Origin of the sequence: Pseudooctadecabacter jejudonensis, from assembly GCF_900172275.1 — a bacterium.
Classification (GTDB): domain Bacteria; phylum Pseudomonadota; class Alphaproteobacteria; order Rhodobacterales; family Rhodobacteraceae; genus Octadecabacter; species Octadecabacter jejudonensis.
Map to the genome: position 1 here is coordinate 285,679 of NZ_FWFT01000003.1, position 15,994 is coordinate 301,672.

15 protein-coding genes are annotated in these 15,994 nt (G+C 60.7%); 10 read left to right on the plus strand and 5 right to left on the minus strand.

The window, feature by feature from the left end; genetic code table 11:
* The first annotated feature begins 97 nt into the window (after nt 1–97).
* The 8 genes from PSJ8397_RS10525 to PSJ8397_RS10560 all read left to right on the plus strand — a co-directional run bounded on the left by PSJ8397_RS10525 (nt 98) and on the right by PSJ8397_RS10560 (nt 8,515).
* Nucleotides 98–466: a MerR family transcriptional regulator gene (locus tag PSJ8397_RS10525; RefSeq protein WP_085864567.1), complete on the plus strand. Its 369-nt coding sequence runs from the start codon at nt 98–100 to the stop codon at nt 464–466.
* A 351-nt stretch (nt 467–817) separates the two neighbouring features.
* A complete protein-coding gene (locus PSJ8397_RS10530; protein ID WP_085864568.1) occupies nt 818–1,219 on the plus strand; it encodes a MerR family transcriptional regulator in 402 nt (133 codons plus the stop codon).
* 34 nt (nt 1,220–1,253) lie between these two features.
* Complete coding sequence (locus tag PSJ8397_RS10535) at nt 1,254–3,032, plus strand: acyl-CoA dehydrogenase C-terminal domain-containing protein (protein WP_085864569.1); 1,779 nt, start codon at nt 1,254–1,256, stop codon at nt 3,030–3,032.
* A gap of 50 nt (nt 3,033–3,082) precedes the next feature.
* Nucleotides 3,083–3,295 (plus strand): hypothetical protein, encoded by a 213-nt coding sequence (locus tag PSJ8397_RS10540; RefSeq protein ID WP_085864570.1) that lies wholly within the window; start codon nt 3,083–3,085, stop codon nt 3,293–3,295.
* A gap of 480 nt (nt 3,296–3,775) precedes the next feature.
* Nucleotides 3,776–4,408, plus strand: coding sequence for a glutathione S-transferase family protein (locus PSJ8397_RS10545; RefSeq protein ID WP_085864571.1), 633 nt, complete (start codon nt 3,776–3,778; stop codon nt 4,406–4,408).
* Between the two features lie 99 nt (nt 4,409–4,507).
* On the plus strand, nt 4,508–5,719 hold the full coding sequence (locus PSJ8397_RS10550; RefSeq protein WP_085864572.1) for an acetyl-CoA C-acetyltransferase: 1,212 nt from the start codon (nt 4,508–4,510) through the stop codon (nt 5,717–5,719).
* Between the two features lie 110 nt (nt 5,720–5,829).
* Nucleotides 5,830–6,348 carry a hypothetical protein gene (locus PSJ8397_RS10555; protein WP_085864573.1) on the plus strand — a complete coding sequence of 173 codons (519 nt, stop codon included), beginning with the start codon at nt 5,830–5,832 and terminating at the stop codon, nt 6,346–6,348.
* The gene (locus PSJ8397_RS10560) at nt 6,323–8,515 is read left to right on the plus strand and encodes a 3-hydroxyacyl-CoA dehydrogenase NAD-binding domain-containing protein (protein WP_085864574.1); all 2,193 of its coding nucleotides are present in this window, start codon (nt 6,323–6,325) and stop codon (nt 8,513–8,515) included. The genes PSJ8397_RS10555 and PSJ8397_RS10560 overlap by 26 nt, the downstream gene beginning before the upstream one ends.
* 177 nt (nt 8,516–8,692) lie before the next feature.
* Here the strand turns inward: PSJ8397_RS10560 and PSJ8397_RS10565 are convergent, their stop codons facing one another.
* The 4 genes from PSJ8397_RS10565 to PSJ8397_RS10575 all read right to left on the minus strand — a co-directional run bounded on the left by PSJ8397_RS10565 (nt 8,693) and on the right by PSJ8397_RS10575 (nt 11,142).
* A complete protein-coding gene (locus tag PSJ8397_RS10565) occupies nt 8,693–9,337 on the minus strand; it encodes a Hint domain-containing protein (protein ID WP_085864575.1) in 645 nt (214 codons plus the stop codon).
* A 218-nt stretch (nt 9,338–9,555) separates the two neighbouring features.
* A complete protein-coding gene (locus PSJ8397_RS10570) occupies nt 9,556–10,209 on the minus strand; it encodes a sulfotransferase family 2 domain-containing protein (RefSeq protein WP_085864576.1) in 654 nt (217 codons plus the stop codon).
* On the minus strand, nt 10,206–10,388 hold the full coding sequence (locus PSJ8397_RS17220) for a hypothetical protein (protein ID WP_235000683.1): 183 nt from the start codon (nt 10,386–10,388) through the stop codon (nt 10,206–10,208). The genes PSJ8397_RS10570 and PSJ8397_RS17220 overlap by 4 nt, the downstream gene beginning before the upstream one ends.
* The gene (locus PSJ8397_RS10575; protein ID WP_235000685.1) at nt 10,375–11,142 is read right to left on the minus strand and encodes a DMT family transporter; all 768 of its coding nucleotides are present in this window, start codon (nt 11,140–11,142) and stop codon (nt 10,375–10,377) included. The genes PSJ8397_RS17220 and PSJ8397_RS10575 overlap by 14 nt, the downstream gene beginning before the upstream one ends.
* A gap of 265 nt (nt 11,143–11,407) precedes the next feature.
* On the opposite strand from PSJ8397_RS10575, the gene PSJ8397_RS10580 reads away from it, so the two are divergent.
* Complete coding sequence (locus PSJ8397_RS10580; RefSeq protein ID WP_085864577.1) at nt 11,408–13,027, plus strand: AMP-binding protein; 1,620 nt, start codon at nt 11,408–11,410, stop codon at nt 13,025–13,027.
* A gap of 68 nt (nt 13,028–13,095) precedes the next feature.
* A complete protein-coding gene (locus PSJ8397_RS10585) occupies nt 13,096–14,124 on the plus strand; it encodes a hypothetical protein (RefSeq protein ID WP_085864578.1) in 1,029 nt (342 codons plus the stop codon).
* A gap of 65 nt (nt 14,125–14,189) precedes the next feature.
* Here the strand turns inward: PSJ8397_RS10585 and PSJ8397_RS10590 are convergent, their stop codons facing one another.
* Nucleotides 14,190–15,965 carry an SPOR domain-containing protein gene (locus PSJ8397_RS10590; protein ID WP_235000687.1) on the minus strand — a complete coding sequence of 592 codons (1,776 nt, stop codon included), beginning with the start codon at nt 15,963–15,965 and terminating at the stop codon, nt 14,190–14,192.
* Between the last annotated feature and the right edge of the window lie 29 nt (nt 15,966–15,994).

Below are 15,994 nucleotides of genomic sequence, written 5' to 3' on the forward strand. Positions count from 1 at the left end.
GTCTTCGCAAGCGGTTTCGTGATTGTAACGTGACATCCGCCCCGTTGCGCGGCCCCTGACGCTTGCGTAAGCTGGGACAAAAGACAGGAGACCGACCATGTCGGAGCAACGGCTCAGCTTTAAGGAAATGTGCGCCAAGTTTGACGTCACACCGCGCACCCTGCGCTACTATGAATATATTGAGCTGCTGTCGCCCGAGCGCGAAGGCCGGTCGCGGTTTTACGGCCCCAAAGAGCTGGCACGCATGACGTTGATCCTGCGGGGACGCAAGTTCGGCTTCCCGCTTGAGGAAATTCGCCAGTGGCTCTTGATTTACGAAAACGAAGGCACAGAAGCGCAGATGCGCACCTGGGTCGATTACGCCACCCGCCAGCTGTCAGAGTTGGAAGAACAACGCCGCCAGTTGGACGACACCATGGACGAATTGCGCAAACTGCGCGACGACACAGCCGCCAATCTGGACTGACCTTTTGGCGGCCTGTGATCTTGGGTCAGGGGCAATCACGGTGGCTCTCGTCGCGTCACAATTGTGTTCCCATCAGCGAAATATCCCGCGCATCCGCCGACCCGCAGGCGCCCCCTGCCGCCGAACCGGTATGGAATTCCTTACCTTCATCGTCATATAAATAAGGGGTCTGGGGAAATTCTCGCCTGTCTTCCCCGTTAGAAAATTGCGCCAGACGCCCCTAAAATGACCTGACCTTTCGTCATCCCCATTTTGACGCGGCGTCACGTTTACGTACACGTCATCTTTTCTTGTATGAATGTGGAAAGACCCTCACCTGCCGGTCACCCCCAACCGCTCTGAGGAAAAGTTATGACGGACCAAACAATGACCATTCGCCAGATGTGCGAAGACTTTGATGTGACACCCCGCACGCTTCGTTTCTATGAAGCCAAGGAGTTGTTGTTCCCCCAACGTGAAGGCCAGAAGCGTCTTTACGGCAAGCGCGACCGTGCGCGACTGAAGTTGATCCTGCGCGGCAAGCGTTTCGGGTTCAGCCTCGAAGAGATCCGCCAACTGCTGGATCTGTATTACATGAATGACAGCCAGGCCACGCAGCTGCGTGAAACCTATGTGCTGGCTGAAAAACACCTCGCCGATATGAAAGCCCAGCGTGCTGAGCTGGATGAGGCGATTGCCGAATTGCAAACCCAGATGGATTGGGGCCGTTCGCGCCTCGCCCAAATTGACCCACAGCAGGCCAAGGCAAGCTAGCCCCGCCTGATCACACGACCCTTAGGAGGACCCGATGCCGACGTTTACAGCACCGACGAAAGACCAGCAGTTTGTTCTGCACAATGTCCTGAAGATTTCCGAACAGGACATCCCGGGCTTTGCCGATCTGGACCGTGATTTTACGGATGCGGTTTTGACGGAAGCCGGCAAATTGGCCGCTGAGGTCCTCGCCCCGCTCAACACTGTGGGCGACAAACAAGGTTGCACGCTGGAAAATGGCGTGGTGCGCGTGCCTGACGGCTTCAAAGAGGCCTACGACCAGATGGCCGAAGGCGGCTGGATGGCCATGGACATGCCGGAAGAATACGGCGGCCAGGGCCTGCCCTACATCATGCACACCGCGGCGATGGAACCGATGGTCAGCGCCAACATGGCGTTCAACATGTACCCCGGCCTGACCCACGGCAACATGGCCGCGATCCTGGCCCACGGCACCGAAGAGCAAAAGCAGACCTATCTGCCCAAAATGGCCACCGGCGAATGGTCCGGCACCATGAACCTGACAGAGCCCCACTGCGGCACGGACCTTGGCCTGATGCGCACAAAGGCGGAACCGCAGGACGACGGCACCTACAAAATCTCCGGCCAGAAAATCTGGATCTCTGCGGGTGAGCACGAGATGTCCGAAAACATCATTCACCTCGTGCTGGCAAAAATCCCGGGCGGGCCTGACGGCGTCAAAGGCATCTCGCTGTTCATCGTGCCGAAGTTCCTGATCAACGAAGACGGCTCATTGGGCGCGCGGAACTCTGTGTCCTGTGGTGGTCTGGAAGAAAAGATGGGCATTCACGGCAATTCCACCTGCGTGATCAACCATGACGAATCCATCGGCTACCTGATCGGTGACATGCACAAAGGCATGCGCGCCATGTTCACCATGATGAACGAGGCCCGTCTTGGCGTGGGCCTGCAGGGCTATGCGCAAGGTGAGGTCGCCTACCAGAACGCCCTGGGCTTTGCCCGCGACCGCCTGCAGGGCCGCGATGTCACAGGCGTGAAAAACCCCGAAGGCCCCGCCGATCCGATCATCGTGCACCCCGATGTGCGCCGCAATCTGATGGACCAAAAGGCCTTTGTCGAAGGGGCCCGCGCCCTGACGTACTGGGGCGCCGTGATGATCGACCGCGCGCACAAGAACGAAGATGCCGACGCGGATGCAATGATTTCCCTGCTCACCCCCGTGGTCAAAGGCTTTCTGACCGACAAGGGGTTTGAGACCTGCGTTCTGGCGCAGCAAACCCTCGGCGGGTCCGGCTTTACGCAGGAATGGGGGCTTGAGCAGTTCGTGCGCGATGCGCGGATCACGATGATCTATGAAGGAACGAACGGTGTGCAATCGCTTGACCTGGTGGGCCGCAAACTGGGCCTCAATGGCGGCAAGACGATCATGGGTTTCTTTGAAATGATCAAAGGCTACATCGCAGAAAACAAAGGCGATGAGGCGTTCGAGCGGGACTTCCTTGAGCCGCTGAAAGCCGCGTCGAAAGATCTGCAAGCCGCGGGGATGTATTTCATGCAGAACGGCATGAAGAACCCCAACAACGCGCTGGCGGGGTCTTATGATTTCATGCACATGATGGGCCACGTCTGTCTGGGTCTGATGTGGGCCAAGATGGGCAAAGCGTCGATGGACGCGCTGGCCGCCGGTGACACGGACACCGATTTCCATGAGACGAAGATCGCCACGGGCCGCTATTACATGGCGCGACAACTGCCGATCACCGCGACCCATCTGGCGCGGATCAATTCGGGCGCCGACACGGTCATGGCGCTGGACGCAGCCAACTTCTAAGATAGAAAGGGCGGGGATCAACCCCGCCCTTTTTTGTTGCAGGACACCCCATGCCCAAACGTTTTCGCCTGACCCGCCGCTTTCCCTGCGCCATGACAGAAGACGGTTATCGCCGGTTGCGCAGATTCGCGGCTGAGGCCGGATTGGATGAAGGCGAGGCGCTGTCGTTCTTGTTCGAAAACTTCGACAGCGTCATCGATGAAGACACCTTCGGCCACCGTTTGCGCCTGTTCAATTCAGAGCTGGATGCGCGAAAACGCTGACGTTTCACTGATCGGCGGGCCGACCCTGCGGGGCGAGTTTTTCGGGTCAAATGAAGGGGGGCGTTGAACGTCAATTGAGACAGCGTTCTCTGACGCGGGCGCGTTAAGGTTAATGCGGCGGGCCGCGGACCAAGCCTGCGGATCACGACCGTAGATCAAAACGGGGCCGACCGCATCGGGCCGGCCCCTTAAAGCCCACAAAGGCCAAAACGGTCTGACAAGAAGACCCCGACAACCTGTGCACCGGCGGGGGCGAAGCAAGTCAGCCGCGCAGGGCCATGAGGATCTTCACCTTGGACGCCGCTTCACTCTCCAGCTATCGGCGCCCCCTTGTCTTGGCGCATTAACCTTAACGCGCCCTTAATCCGATCTTTAAAAAACGCGCGATAACGTGAAAGCCCGGGGCGTATCTTCATCTTGGCAAATACAACTCATAGCGCGACAGTGGTCGCAGAACGGACAGTCGCGAAAGGACACCGTATGATCAAACTGTATTGCTTCGGCGAAAGCGGGAATGCGTACAAGGCCGCCTTGAGCCTGGAATTGGCGAGGGCCGACTGGGAACCGGAGTTTGTGGATTTCTTTGGCGGCGGGGCGCGCGATCCGGCGTTTCGGGCGCTCAATGTCATGGGCGAGGTGCCTGTCATGGTCGACGGTGATGTGGTGCTGACCCAATCAGGCGTCATTCAGGATTATGTCGTGGAAACAACCGGCAAGCTGGGTGGGGACACGCCCGAGGCGCGGCGTGAGGTGTTGCGTTGGATGTTTTTCGACAACCACAAGGTCAGCAGTGTGGCGGGGCCTTTACGGTTCATGATGAACTTTCTCGCCGAGGAAAAACGCAATGCCGATGTCATCGGGTTCATGCAGATGCGGCTGATCTCTGCGTTGAAGGTCGTGAACACGCAGCTGGAGGAGCGCGCGTTTTTGGTGGGCGATCATCTGACCATAGCGGATATCGCCTGTTGTGGGTATCTGTATTACCCCGAACCCTTTGGATTTGACCGCGCGGATTTCCCCAACATTGACGCCTGGTTGGACCGGATCGCGGCCACCCCTGGTTGGAAACATCCCTATGACCTGATGCCGGGATCCCCCGCCGACCGCGCCTGAACGCACCGTCATTCGGGCGAGTGACGTCACGATAATCTTGAAATCTACGCCGTTGACGTTCACGTCAATTCTAACACGCAAGACTCTGGAGTGATCCCAATGACCGACGCTTATATTTACGACGCGATCCGCACGCCTCGCGGCAAGGGCCGCAAGGATGGCTCTTTGCATGAAGTGACCTCCGCCCGGCTGTCCGCCGGTGTGTTGAACGCCTTGAAAGAGCGCAACAATCTGGAAGGCCACGCGGTAGAGGACGTGATTTGGGGCAATGTCACCCAAGTCAAGGAACAGGGCGGCTGTTTGGCACGGACTGCCGTGCTGGCCTCTGATCTGGATGAACGCATTCCGGGCCTGGCGATCAACCGCTTTTGTGCGTCCGGCATGGAGGCTGTGAACCTTGCGGCCAACCAAGTCAAAGGCGGCGCGGGCGAGGCCTATATTGCCGGTGGTGTGGAGATGATGGGCCGCGTGCCGATGGGCAGCGACGGGGCCGCGATTGCGGTGGATCCATCCATCGCCATGGAGACCTATTTCGTGCCGCAGGGCATTTCTGCGGACATCATCGCCACCGAATACGGGTTCAGCCGCGATGACGCCGATTTGCTGGCCGCCGCATCCCAGAAACGCGCCAAAGCAGCATGGGACGACAACCGCTTTGCCAAGTCCATCGTGCCGGTGCGCGACCAAAACGGCATCGAAATTCTGGCGCATGACGAATACATGCGCCCTGAAACGGACATGCAGTCCTTGGGCGGGCTAAAGGCTGCGTTCAAGGATATGGGCGAGGTGATGCCCGGTTTCGACAAGGTCGCGCTGATGAAGTACCCGCATCTTGAGCGGATCAACCACATCCATACGGCGGGCAACAGCTCTGGTATTGTGGACGGGGCTGCGGGTGTGCTGATCGCGTCCAAGGAATGGGGCGACCGGATGGGGCTGAAGCCGCGTGCGCGGATCAAGGCCACTGCGAAGATCGGCACCGATCCGACCATCATGCTGACCGGCCCTGTGCCTGTCACCGAACACATCATGAAGCAGTCGGGCATGAACGTCTCTGACATCGACCTGTTTGAAGTGAACGAGGCGTTCTCAAGCGTCGTGTTGCGGTTCATGCAGGCCTTCGATGTGGATCATTCGAAGGTCAACGTGAACGGCGGGTCCATCGCAATGGGTCACCCTTTGGGGGCCACCGGCGCCATCATCATCGGCACCCTTCTGGATGAGATGGAGCGGGCCGACAAGGAAACCGGCCTTGCCACGCTGTGCATCGCGTCAGGCATGGGCGCTGCGACCATTATTGAACGGGTGTAAACGGGCTATGGCTTCAGGCGGGGACCCCGCCTGCTCTGTCACAGCTATATTATCCCCAAAGACGACAAAAGCTGATAGAGGAGGCCATCCACAGCCAGCGGGACGCGCAAATGAGCGATACAGCCAAGGGCATTTTTCAGGCCTTTCTTGACCGCAGCGGCAAGCTGATGATGTCAGGACTTTATGCCGAATTGTCCACCATGATGTCTTATCCACTTACCGTGGAGACGGCCGACGGATCGCTCAACAACACGTCCCCTGACGATTTCATCACATCGGCCAAGGCCTTTTATGACTACATGCAGCGGATGGGCGCGAAGGATTTTTTGCGTATCGCCAAGTCTGCGGAATTTGTCGAAGGCAACACCGAACTGATTGATGGGATCCACGAAACATTCATCCTTAAGGGGGGCACCTACGTTGTAGAGCCCTACCGGAACGCTCTGCGCCTCCGCTTTGTTGAGGGGGAATGGCGCGGCGCCGCATTCCGGTCCAGCGTGAACAACGTCACCGTTCCCCTTCTTAATCCCGCCCAGCTTCGCCAGCGCGCCCTGCGTCTGGAAGCTGAGGCCGAAACGGACCAACAGACGAAGGCGAACGACAATGACGGACTTCACAACAACAATTGACGCAGACGGCGTGGCAACAATCACGTGGGACGTGAAGGATAAATCCATGAACGTCCTCAGCCTTGAGGGCTGGAAAGACCTGGACGATTGCGTGACAGCCGCGCTGGCCGACGACGCGGTCAAAGGCATTGTCATCACGTCCGGCAAGGACACCTTTGCAGGCGGCATGGACCTGAACATCATCGCCAGGATGAAGGAAAGTGCCGGCGACGATCCGGCCCGCGGTCTGATGGACGGGCTGATGGAAAGCCACGCCATCCTGCGCAAGATTGAACGTGCGGGCATGGACCCCAAGACCAACAAAGGCGGCAAGCCGATTGCCGCCGCCCTGCCCGGCACGGCTCTTGGCATCGGTCTGGAAATCCCGCTGGCGTGCCACAGGATTTTTGCCGCCGACAACCCCAAGGCCAAGATCGGCCTGCCCGAAATCATGGTCGGCATTTTCCCCGGTATGGGCGGCACGACGCGTCTGGTGCGCAAGATGGGCGCCATGGCCGCATCGCCCTTGTTGCTTGAGGGGAAGTTGAATGACCCGAAGAAAGCCAAGGCAGCAGGCGTCATTGACGAGGTTGTTGATGATCCGGTCGCGGCGGCTAAGGCATGGGTTCTGTCTGAGCCCAAGATCGTCAAGCCGTGGGACGAAAAGGGCTACAAGATGCCCGGCGGTGAGCCTTATCACCCTGCAGGTTTCATGACCTTTGTGGGGGCCTCCGCTATGGTCAATTCCAAGACCCAAGGGGTTTATCCGGCGGCCAAGGCGCTGCTGTCTGCGGTCTATGAGGGCGCGATGGTGCCCTTTGACACGGCCATCAAGATTGAGGCGCGGTGGTTCACCAACGTGCTGATGAACCCCTCGTCCGAGGCGATGATCCGCTCCATTTTCATCAACAAGGAAAAGCTGGAGAAGGGCGCGAACCGGCCCGAGGTCGCAGACCAGAAGGTCAAGAAGGTTGGCGTGTTGGGCGCTGGCATGATGGGCGCGGGCATCAGCCTTGTGTCTGCGCTTGCGGGGATTGAGGTTGTGTTGATCGACCGTGATCAGGACGCCGCCGATAAGGGCAAATCCTACACCACCGCCTATATGGACAAGGGCATTGCCCGCAAAAAGGCCACCGAAGAGAAGAAAGAGGCCGTCTTGGGTCTGATCAACGCCACCACCGATCTGGACGCGCTGAAGGGCTGTGACCTGATCGTGGAAGCCGTGTTCGAGGACGTAAGCGTCAAGGCGGAGATGACCAAGAAGGTTGAGGCGATCATTGGCGACGACGCAATTTTTGCCACCAACACCTCAACCCTGCCGATCACGGAACTGGCCAAGGCCAGCGTGCGGCCTGAACAGTTCATCGGCATCCACTTCTTCTCCCCCGTGGACAAGATGCTGCTGGTCGAAATCATCCGCGGCCGCGAAACGGGCGATGTGGCCGTGGCCAAGGCGCTGGATTTTGTGCGCCAGATCCGCAAGACGCCAATCGTGGTCAACGATGAACGCTTCTTCTACGCCAACCGCTGCATCCTTCCTTACGTCAACGAAGGTGTGCGCATGGTCCAAGAGGGTGTGGAGCCTGCGTTGATCGAGAACGCCGCCAAACTGGTCGGCATGCCGTTGGGCCCGCTGCAACTGACCGATGAGACGTCGATTGATCTGGGCGTGAAGATCGCCAAGGCTACGAAGGCCGCCATGGGCGAGGCCTATGACGACAGCGCGGATGAGCTGATCTTCTGGATGGCCGACGAGGGCCGCTTGGGCCGTAAGGCAAACGCGGGCTTTTACGACTACGACGAAAAGGGCAAGCGTCAGCTGCTGTGGTCCGGCTTGCGCGACCGCTATGAGGTGAAGGCCGATCAGCCCGATCTGGTTGAGGTGCAGCACCGTCTGCTCTTTGCCCAAGTGCTTGAGGCCGTGCGGGCGCTGGAAGAAGGCGTGTTGATGGACATCCGCGAGGGTGACGTGGGTGCCATTCTGGGCTGGGGCTTTGCGCCGTGGTCCGGTGGCCCGTTCAGCTGGCTCGATATTCTGGGCGCGCCCTATGCCGCCGCCCGTTGTGATGAGTTGACCGAGACGTTCGGAGACCGCTTCGCCTGCCCTGCCCTGCTGCGGGAGATGGCCGAAAAGGGCCAGTCCTTCTACGGTCGTTTCGGAACAGGCGTAGACAGCAAAGCCGCCTGATCCACATCAGCCAATGAGACATCAAAGGCCGCCCCCCATGATCAGGGGGGCGGCCTTTTGTATGGGGGCTGGACATAAGAAACCCCGCCTTCAGGATGAACCGAAGGCGGGGCATCAGCCGATGAAGCGGCAAGGGGGCGGACCTTTCTGGGGAAACGTCCAGCCCCCGTCAGGCCGTCATGCAGCGACTGTCTGGGCAGGGGCTGCGGCCATCAGGGCGTGATGATGATCCTCACAGGCCAAGTAATCGACCAGATCATCGGCCACATCCAAAGGCAAAACTGTGTAGGCATCCTGCGGCACATCCATGGAAAGATCGGACTGCGCACGGCACAGGAACAACGCACCGATGTTGGCAAAGACGATCTCGTCACAATCAAAATGAAGCTGGATCACCTCAACCAAGGCGTCAGGGCGGGACTGAGTGATGCCGCGCAGACCATCCAGCGACGTGGCGGGGATGAGGGCGAACGGATCGCCTGTCATTTCCTCGGCCAGATCGCTTTCGATCATGACGGGCTGGTGCGGCAGCAGGGTCATCGCCTCACGGTTGCCAAGGGCGCCTGCAGGCACTGACATGGGCCATGCGGCGGTTGTCGTCATGTCGGCCATCAGAACGTGACGGGTGACGGCGCGGACGGTCTGCATGCCCCCATCAAAGGTCAGAACCTTCTGGCCCTCGCAGATGGTTTCAACACGGGCCCAGCCCTGCGGTGTCGCAACCTTGGTGCCCGCCACCATGCCAGAGGTTTGTGCATCCAGCATCGGCAGCGCCGCATCAGCGTTCATTTCATTCCAGCTCGTATTCTTCCAAGCAAACATTTCGACATCCCCATCGGTTCATTTTTATCCGGCGGCCCTGGCAGGGGCGTGTCCGGTGCAACAAGGACATCTGGCGTGATTCTCAAGTCGGACCTTGGCCGGAATAGGGGCATCTTTGGGGCATTGATTAAGGTTAATACGCAATCTGTCTCAGACGGTCGGATTAACCTTAATGCCGGAAACAATCGGGGGCGCGGCCTGCTGAACCTTACGGGGAATTACGACGGATCGAACGCATATCCGTGCCGTGCGATGTCTGCCGCACAGATACGAGCCACCAGTCCAGCATCAGCGTCGGAATAAAATCCGCGCCAGTCGCGGGGCCTTGGGCTGGCATTGGCGCGGGGCAGATCGGGTACAAAACCCAAATGATCCGACAGCGGGGCCAAGTCATCGGCAAGATGTTCCAGACGGATATACAGATCCGCATGCACCTGCCCTGCCCCGTCGGTCATATAGGACACGTAGGGGGACGCCTGCAGGGAGCGCACCGTTGCTGGGGCATTCAGGAACGCAGAAAAGGTGCTGGACTGGGCAAGGGCCACGGCAGGGTGATCAAACGACTGGCCTTGCAGCCAGTGATAGTAGCTGACCAGCCGGTCCCACGGATTGCGCACCATGGTGAACGTAAAATAGTCGGCCATCTGTGCGCGGGTGATCAGCCCCTCGGCATCGGCCAGTGTCGCATGTTTCCACAGCCGCCCCGCCGTTTGCGCGCCTTTGATGCGGCCGCGTCGTTTGACGGCCTTGGGGGTATCGCCAATGAGGATGTCATCGGCCTTGGCGCGGTTCTCAAGCGCCAGCGCCATTGAGGTCCCGCCAGTTTTGGGAATGTGCACGAAGATATAACGCCGCCCGGAAGAGATGATCATGACGCCCCCGCCCTCGCCTTATCCTGGGGGGCCGCACGAGAGGACCGCAAGGCGATGATCGAACCGGATGTGATGATCAGGGCAATGCCCGCCAACGCCGTCCAGCCCAAGGATTGCCCCCACATCAGCCATGCAAAAAAGCTGGCAAAGACGATGAGGGAATATTCATTGATCGCCACGTAGGAGGCCTCCCCCAGCTGATATCCGCGGGTCAGCAAGACCACCCCCGCGATGGAGCCTGGCCTGCGCCACCGTCACCCAGATCATCGTCAGGTCCGGTGTCACAAAGCCACGCTGCATCCAGCCCTCAGCCCCGGGCGCGGCCTCAATCGGCAACAGGGTCAAGGCTGCAAGCCCCACCGCTCCGTAGAGTCCAAGGATAGCAAAATAGGACAGCGTCAGTGTCAGCACGCTTTCGCCTTCACACCACGCGCGCGTGCCGATCGCCCCGATGGCATAGAAGACGCCTGCAAGAATGGGCAGCACCGACAGCCACGTCAGGTTGCCGTTTTGCGGCCAAACCACCATCAAAGCGCCTGCAAACCCAAGGCCCACGGCAATCCACCGAAACGCCCCCACCGCCTCGCCGCGAAACAGGACCGAGAAGACGAGCACGAAGATCGGCGCGGTGAACAGCCCCGCCACCACAACCCCGATGGGCAGCACCGCCAAACAGCCAAAGTAGATCAACAGCGCCGTTGCGGTGAAAAAGCTGCGCGCCAGAACCCAGAACGGCCGCTGCGCGCGGATTGTGCCCATTCCGATCAAGGTGAGTGCCACGATCAGGGGCGCTGCCACGGCAGAACGGGCAAAATGAAACAGCCAGAGTGACGAGGTGTCGGACACCAGCACGATCAGGTTGTCGCTGATGCCCAGCACGAACATGCCGGTCAGGGTGCACAAGATAGAGAGGTTCGGGTTCGTTGCCTGCATGGGGCGACCGTGGGGGCGTTGTGTGACTTGCGCAAGAGGGTGTGTGGGGGTGGGCTGCGGATTTTAGGTATTTGAGACCCAAAGAATTCAAGCCGTCTTGGAGCGGCCCCAGCGGGGCCGGTCAGGTGAAGAATGGTCGGAGACCAGGATAGCGCGGACCGGCAGGCGTAATGCAGTCTGCTGGGTCAGAAGCGTTTGACATTTCGCGGTCGCCGGACAACCTATTGTCAGACAATTGATCGACACAGGGTTTGGGAGGACGACCATGGGGTGGATGAACGACGAAACAGGGCTGGATAAGACGCCCGCCAACTACGTACCCCTCACCCCGCTGAGCCATCTGGCCCGTGCGGCGAAGGTCTTTGCGGACCGCGAAGCGTTGGTCTACGGCGAGATGCGTTTGACCTATAGGCAGTATCATGCCCGCGTCAGCCAGCTGGCCTCGGCATTGGTGCAGGCGGGTGTGACACCGGGGGATGTTGTCGCGACGATCCTGCCCAATGTGCCTGCCCAGGCGGAGGCGCATTTCGGGGTGCCGGCCTGTGGTGCGGTTCTCAACACGATCAACATCCGGCTGGATGTGGACACGATCGCCTATATTCTGGATCACGGTGAGGCGAAGGTGGTGCTGTGTGACAGCCAATTCTTGCCCGTGGCCATGCAGGCGATTGATCTGATGGAGGGCGAAGCGCCACTGATTGTCGAAGTGCCCGACCCCCAGGCCGGTGTGCCGGAGATTGGCGAACAGATTGATTACGAGACGTTCCTGGCCGCAGGTGACCCCACATTCGCGTGGGTCATGCCGCTGGACGAATGGGAAAGTCTGGCGCTGAATTACACCTCGGGCACCACAGGGCGTCCCAAGGGGGTCGTGTACCATCATCGTGGTGCGTATTTGATGACGATGGGTACTCCGGTGACGTGGCGCATGACGCTGTACCCTGTCTTTTTGGCGATTGTGCCGCTGTTTCACTGTAACGGCTGGAATCACACATGGATGATGCCCTTGCTGGGCGGCACCGTGGTGTGTTGCCGCGATGTTGCGGCGGCCGCGATTTATGATGCCATTGCCGATGAAGGGGTCACGCATTTTGGTGGCGCGCCTATTGTGCTGAACCTGTTGGTTAACGCCAAGGACGACGAGCGCCGCGCCTTTGACCACACGGTTGAGGTTTTCACCGCAGGCGCGCCCCCTGCCCCTGCGACACTCGATGCCATCGGCAAGCTGGGGTTCAACGTGCAGCAAGTCTACGGGCTGACAGAAACCTACGGCCATGTCACCGAATGTCTGTGGAACGCCGACTGGGACGCCCTGCCCCAAGACGAACAGGCCGCCATCAAGGCCCGCCAGGGCGTGGCCTTTCCGCAGATGGAGGACATCACCGTCCTGTCCGACACCATGGAACAGGTCCCTATGGATGGCGCCACCCAAGGGGAGATCGTCATTCGCGGCAATTCGGTCATGAAAGGCTACCTCAAGAACCCTGAGGCCACGGCCAAGGCGTTCAAGGGCGGCTATTTCCATTCCGAGGATCTGGCCATTCAGCATCCAGACGGATCCATGCAGATTGCAGACCGCGCCAAGGACATCATCATCTCGGGCGGCGAGAATATCTCGTCCGTGGAGGTGGAGGGCGCGTTGATGGGACATCCAGATGTGATGCTTTGCGCTGTGGTTGCCATGCCCGACGACAAATGGGGGGAGGTGCCTTGTGCCTTTGTTGAGCTGAAGGAGGGCCGCACGGGAGACGAGGCCGCCCTCATTGCCCATTGCCGCGACCGGCTGGCGGGGTTCAAATGCCCCAAGAAAGTGGTGTTCGGGGAGCTTCCCAAAACATCCACGGGCAAGATCCAGAAATTTGAGTTGCGCAAACAACTGACCTGATCTGGGGCTTTGTTCTTTCGAGGTGAGCCGTCTATACTGCTTACAACCGGAGGCAAAGCAGGCCCCATATGACAGGCAAACAGACAGCATTGACGGAATTTTCCCGGCTGGAAAGCGGCGGGTTGTGGCGGGCCACGCCCGATGCCCAGCTGCGTGAGGTGCTGGTGTCGTTCGGGGAGGCCACTTTGGTCATCTCAGACACCGCCGCGCGGCCACTGACCCATTGGTCGCTACCTGCGGTCTCGCGCCTGAACCTGGGCGAACGACCTGCGGTGTTTTCGCCTGACGGTGGCCAGACCGAGACGTTGGAGATCAGCGATGATCTGATGATCGACGCGATGGAAAAGGTGCGCAAGACGGTGCGTCGCAGACGCGCGCGGCCTGGGCGGTTGCGCTCTGCGGGTTTGGGTGCGGCCGCTTTGGCGATCCTGGGGCTGGGCGTGTTCTGGCTGCCCGATGCGCTGGTGCGGCAAGCGATGACAGTGGTGCCGCAGGTCAAACGTGCCGAATTTGGCGCGACCTTGCTGGGCCACATCCAGCGGGTCGCGGGGCAGACCTGTCGCAGCACGCTGGGGTCCGATGCCTTGGCAAAGGTCCACCGCCGCGCGCTGGGGGCGCAGGTTGGCGGGCAGGTGTTTGTCGTGCCCACGGGGGCGGAGGTATCGCTTTATCTGCCGGGTGGTCTGATCGTCATGAACCGCGATCTGATCGAAGACACCGAAGATCCAGCGGTTGTGGCGGGCCATATCATCGCCGCCGCAGGTCAGTTGCATGCAGACGATCCGCTGGCAGCCCTGCTACGCGACCGCGGCATCGGGACAACGTTTACCTTGCTGACAACCGGTGAAATTGCCCCTGAAACCCTGCAAAGCTACGCCGAAGATCTTTTCGCGACCCCACCGGCGCGGGCGTCGGACAGCGTGCTTTTGCCCTTGTTTGAGGCGGCAAGCCTGCCCAGCACGCCCTACGCCTATGCCGTGGACATCACCGGCGAAAGCACCTTGGGCCTCATTGAGGCCGACCCGATGCAAGGCCGCGACGCAGCCCCCATTCTGACGGATGCAGAATGGATCAGCCTGCAGGGCATTTGTAGCTAATCCGTTGAGGTTTCACGAAAAAGGGCCCCGCGATGCGAGGCCCTATGGTCGTTCAATGTGTCGACTTAGCGGCGGGTAAACGCACCGCTAAAGCCCGCGCCACGGGCGGTGCCCAGCGCGTTTTGCAACTGCCGTTCGCTGGCGAATGGACCGGCAAGAACCATGCGCATTTCTCGGCCTTGGCTGTTGAAGACACCAACGCGCATGGGCAGACCACGGGACCGCAGGCTACGCGCGGCGGCCTGTGCCTGATCGCGGTCCGCGAAGGTGGCGACCTGCACGTAGCGGTGGCCACTGATTGCCTCTGCGCGCTGGGGCGCGGGGGCCACGGCGCGTGTGGTTGTCTGCGGTGCGGCCTGGGTCTGTGGCTGTGCGACCGCGCGCGGCTGCGTTGCGTAGGTCACCGTGCCGGGGCGCACAACGCGCGTGGTGGGCAGCCCGCGAGAGGGGTTCACACGACCATCGGACCAGACACGTTCATATCCATGCGGAGGAGGCGGCGTACGCAAAGCAACACCCAGGTTGGCGTTGGAAAGGGGCAAAGGCTCCTGCCCCAAAAGCTGGGCAATGGGATTTGTGGCGCGCTGGGTGGTCTGGACGCTGGCGCGGCCCGACGGAGACAGCGCTTGGGGCCCGCAGCGCACGGGCAAACCGCCAACGCTGGCGACATTTCCATAGCCGCAGGTGTTGGCAACGCTGGTGTTCACGCCCGGGTTAAAGGTGACGGATCCAGGGGCGGCGTCCAGCGGGTTGCGATAGGTGTTGGTCGTGGCAGCACGGCTGGCCACAGGGGGCACGAACACCGACCCAGGAGGCGCGTCGAGTGGGTTGGAATACGGCGCTTGCGGGCGCTGCAAATCCGCGCGCAGGGACGCGATGGTTGTACGGCCCGACGTGGGGGCCGCGATGGTGCCCTGATGCAGGCGTTCGCCGCAATCCAGCGGAAGACCGGTGGTCGCCGAGACGAATTGCAAACCGTCGTTGACCACCGCGGCGCAGGCCTCCGCCAATGAGAACCGGCGTTGTGCCGGTGCCACGGGGGTTGGGGCCGGTGTCGGTGCAGGCGCTGTGACGGCTGCGGTTTGAACCGGCGCTGTGCCGCCGCAATCGATGGGCTGGCCCGTGCGCTGGCTGATCAGATTGGGCTGCAGCCCCGTGCGGCCTGCGCACGCCTGGGCGCGCGTCAGAGTGCGCGGTTCAGGCGTGGCGACGGGCGCGGGTGTGATCACGCGTGGCGACGGGCTGGCCGCGACGACTGGAGGCGTCACGCGGGTGGTTGAAACAGCCTGACCTGTCAGTGGGTTGATGGCACCGGCTGTGGATGTGGGCAGATCACGACGTGCGGTCTGCACGGGGGCCGTCCGCACCGCTGGGGTGGGCGCAGCCTGTGGCGCAGGCGCAGGCGCAGGCGCTGCTGTGACAACGGGGGCCGGTGTTGCGGCAGGGGCGGGCGCCGCAGTTGACGCTGCACCGCGGGCCGGCAGTCCGGCCACTGGCGTGTCCAGCGGGTTGGGCACATCCGCCTGCGGCGCGCGTGACGACGTACCGGCGACCTGTGTCGGCTGGAACCCACACAGCTGTTCGCGGTTGCGCGACACGCGCGGCACCCAATCGACCTGCCCGCCGATGCCAGCGCGCACAAACACGCAGCCGTTGCTGTCGATATACTGATTGCCGGTATAAGACGCAGGCGGGAATTCCGCTGGCGGATTGGCGTCCCGCAGACCTTGCGCTGCAGTTTGAGACCCGATTGCAATGGCCAGCACGGCCACTGTTGACAGGATCCCGGTTCGTTTGCCGAAATACATCATATTTGCCCCCACAAGATATTGTGGAAGCATGCCGAACAATGCCTACAAAGTAAAGGGAT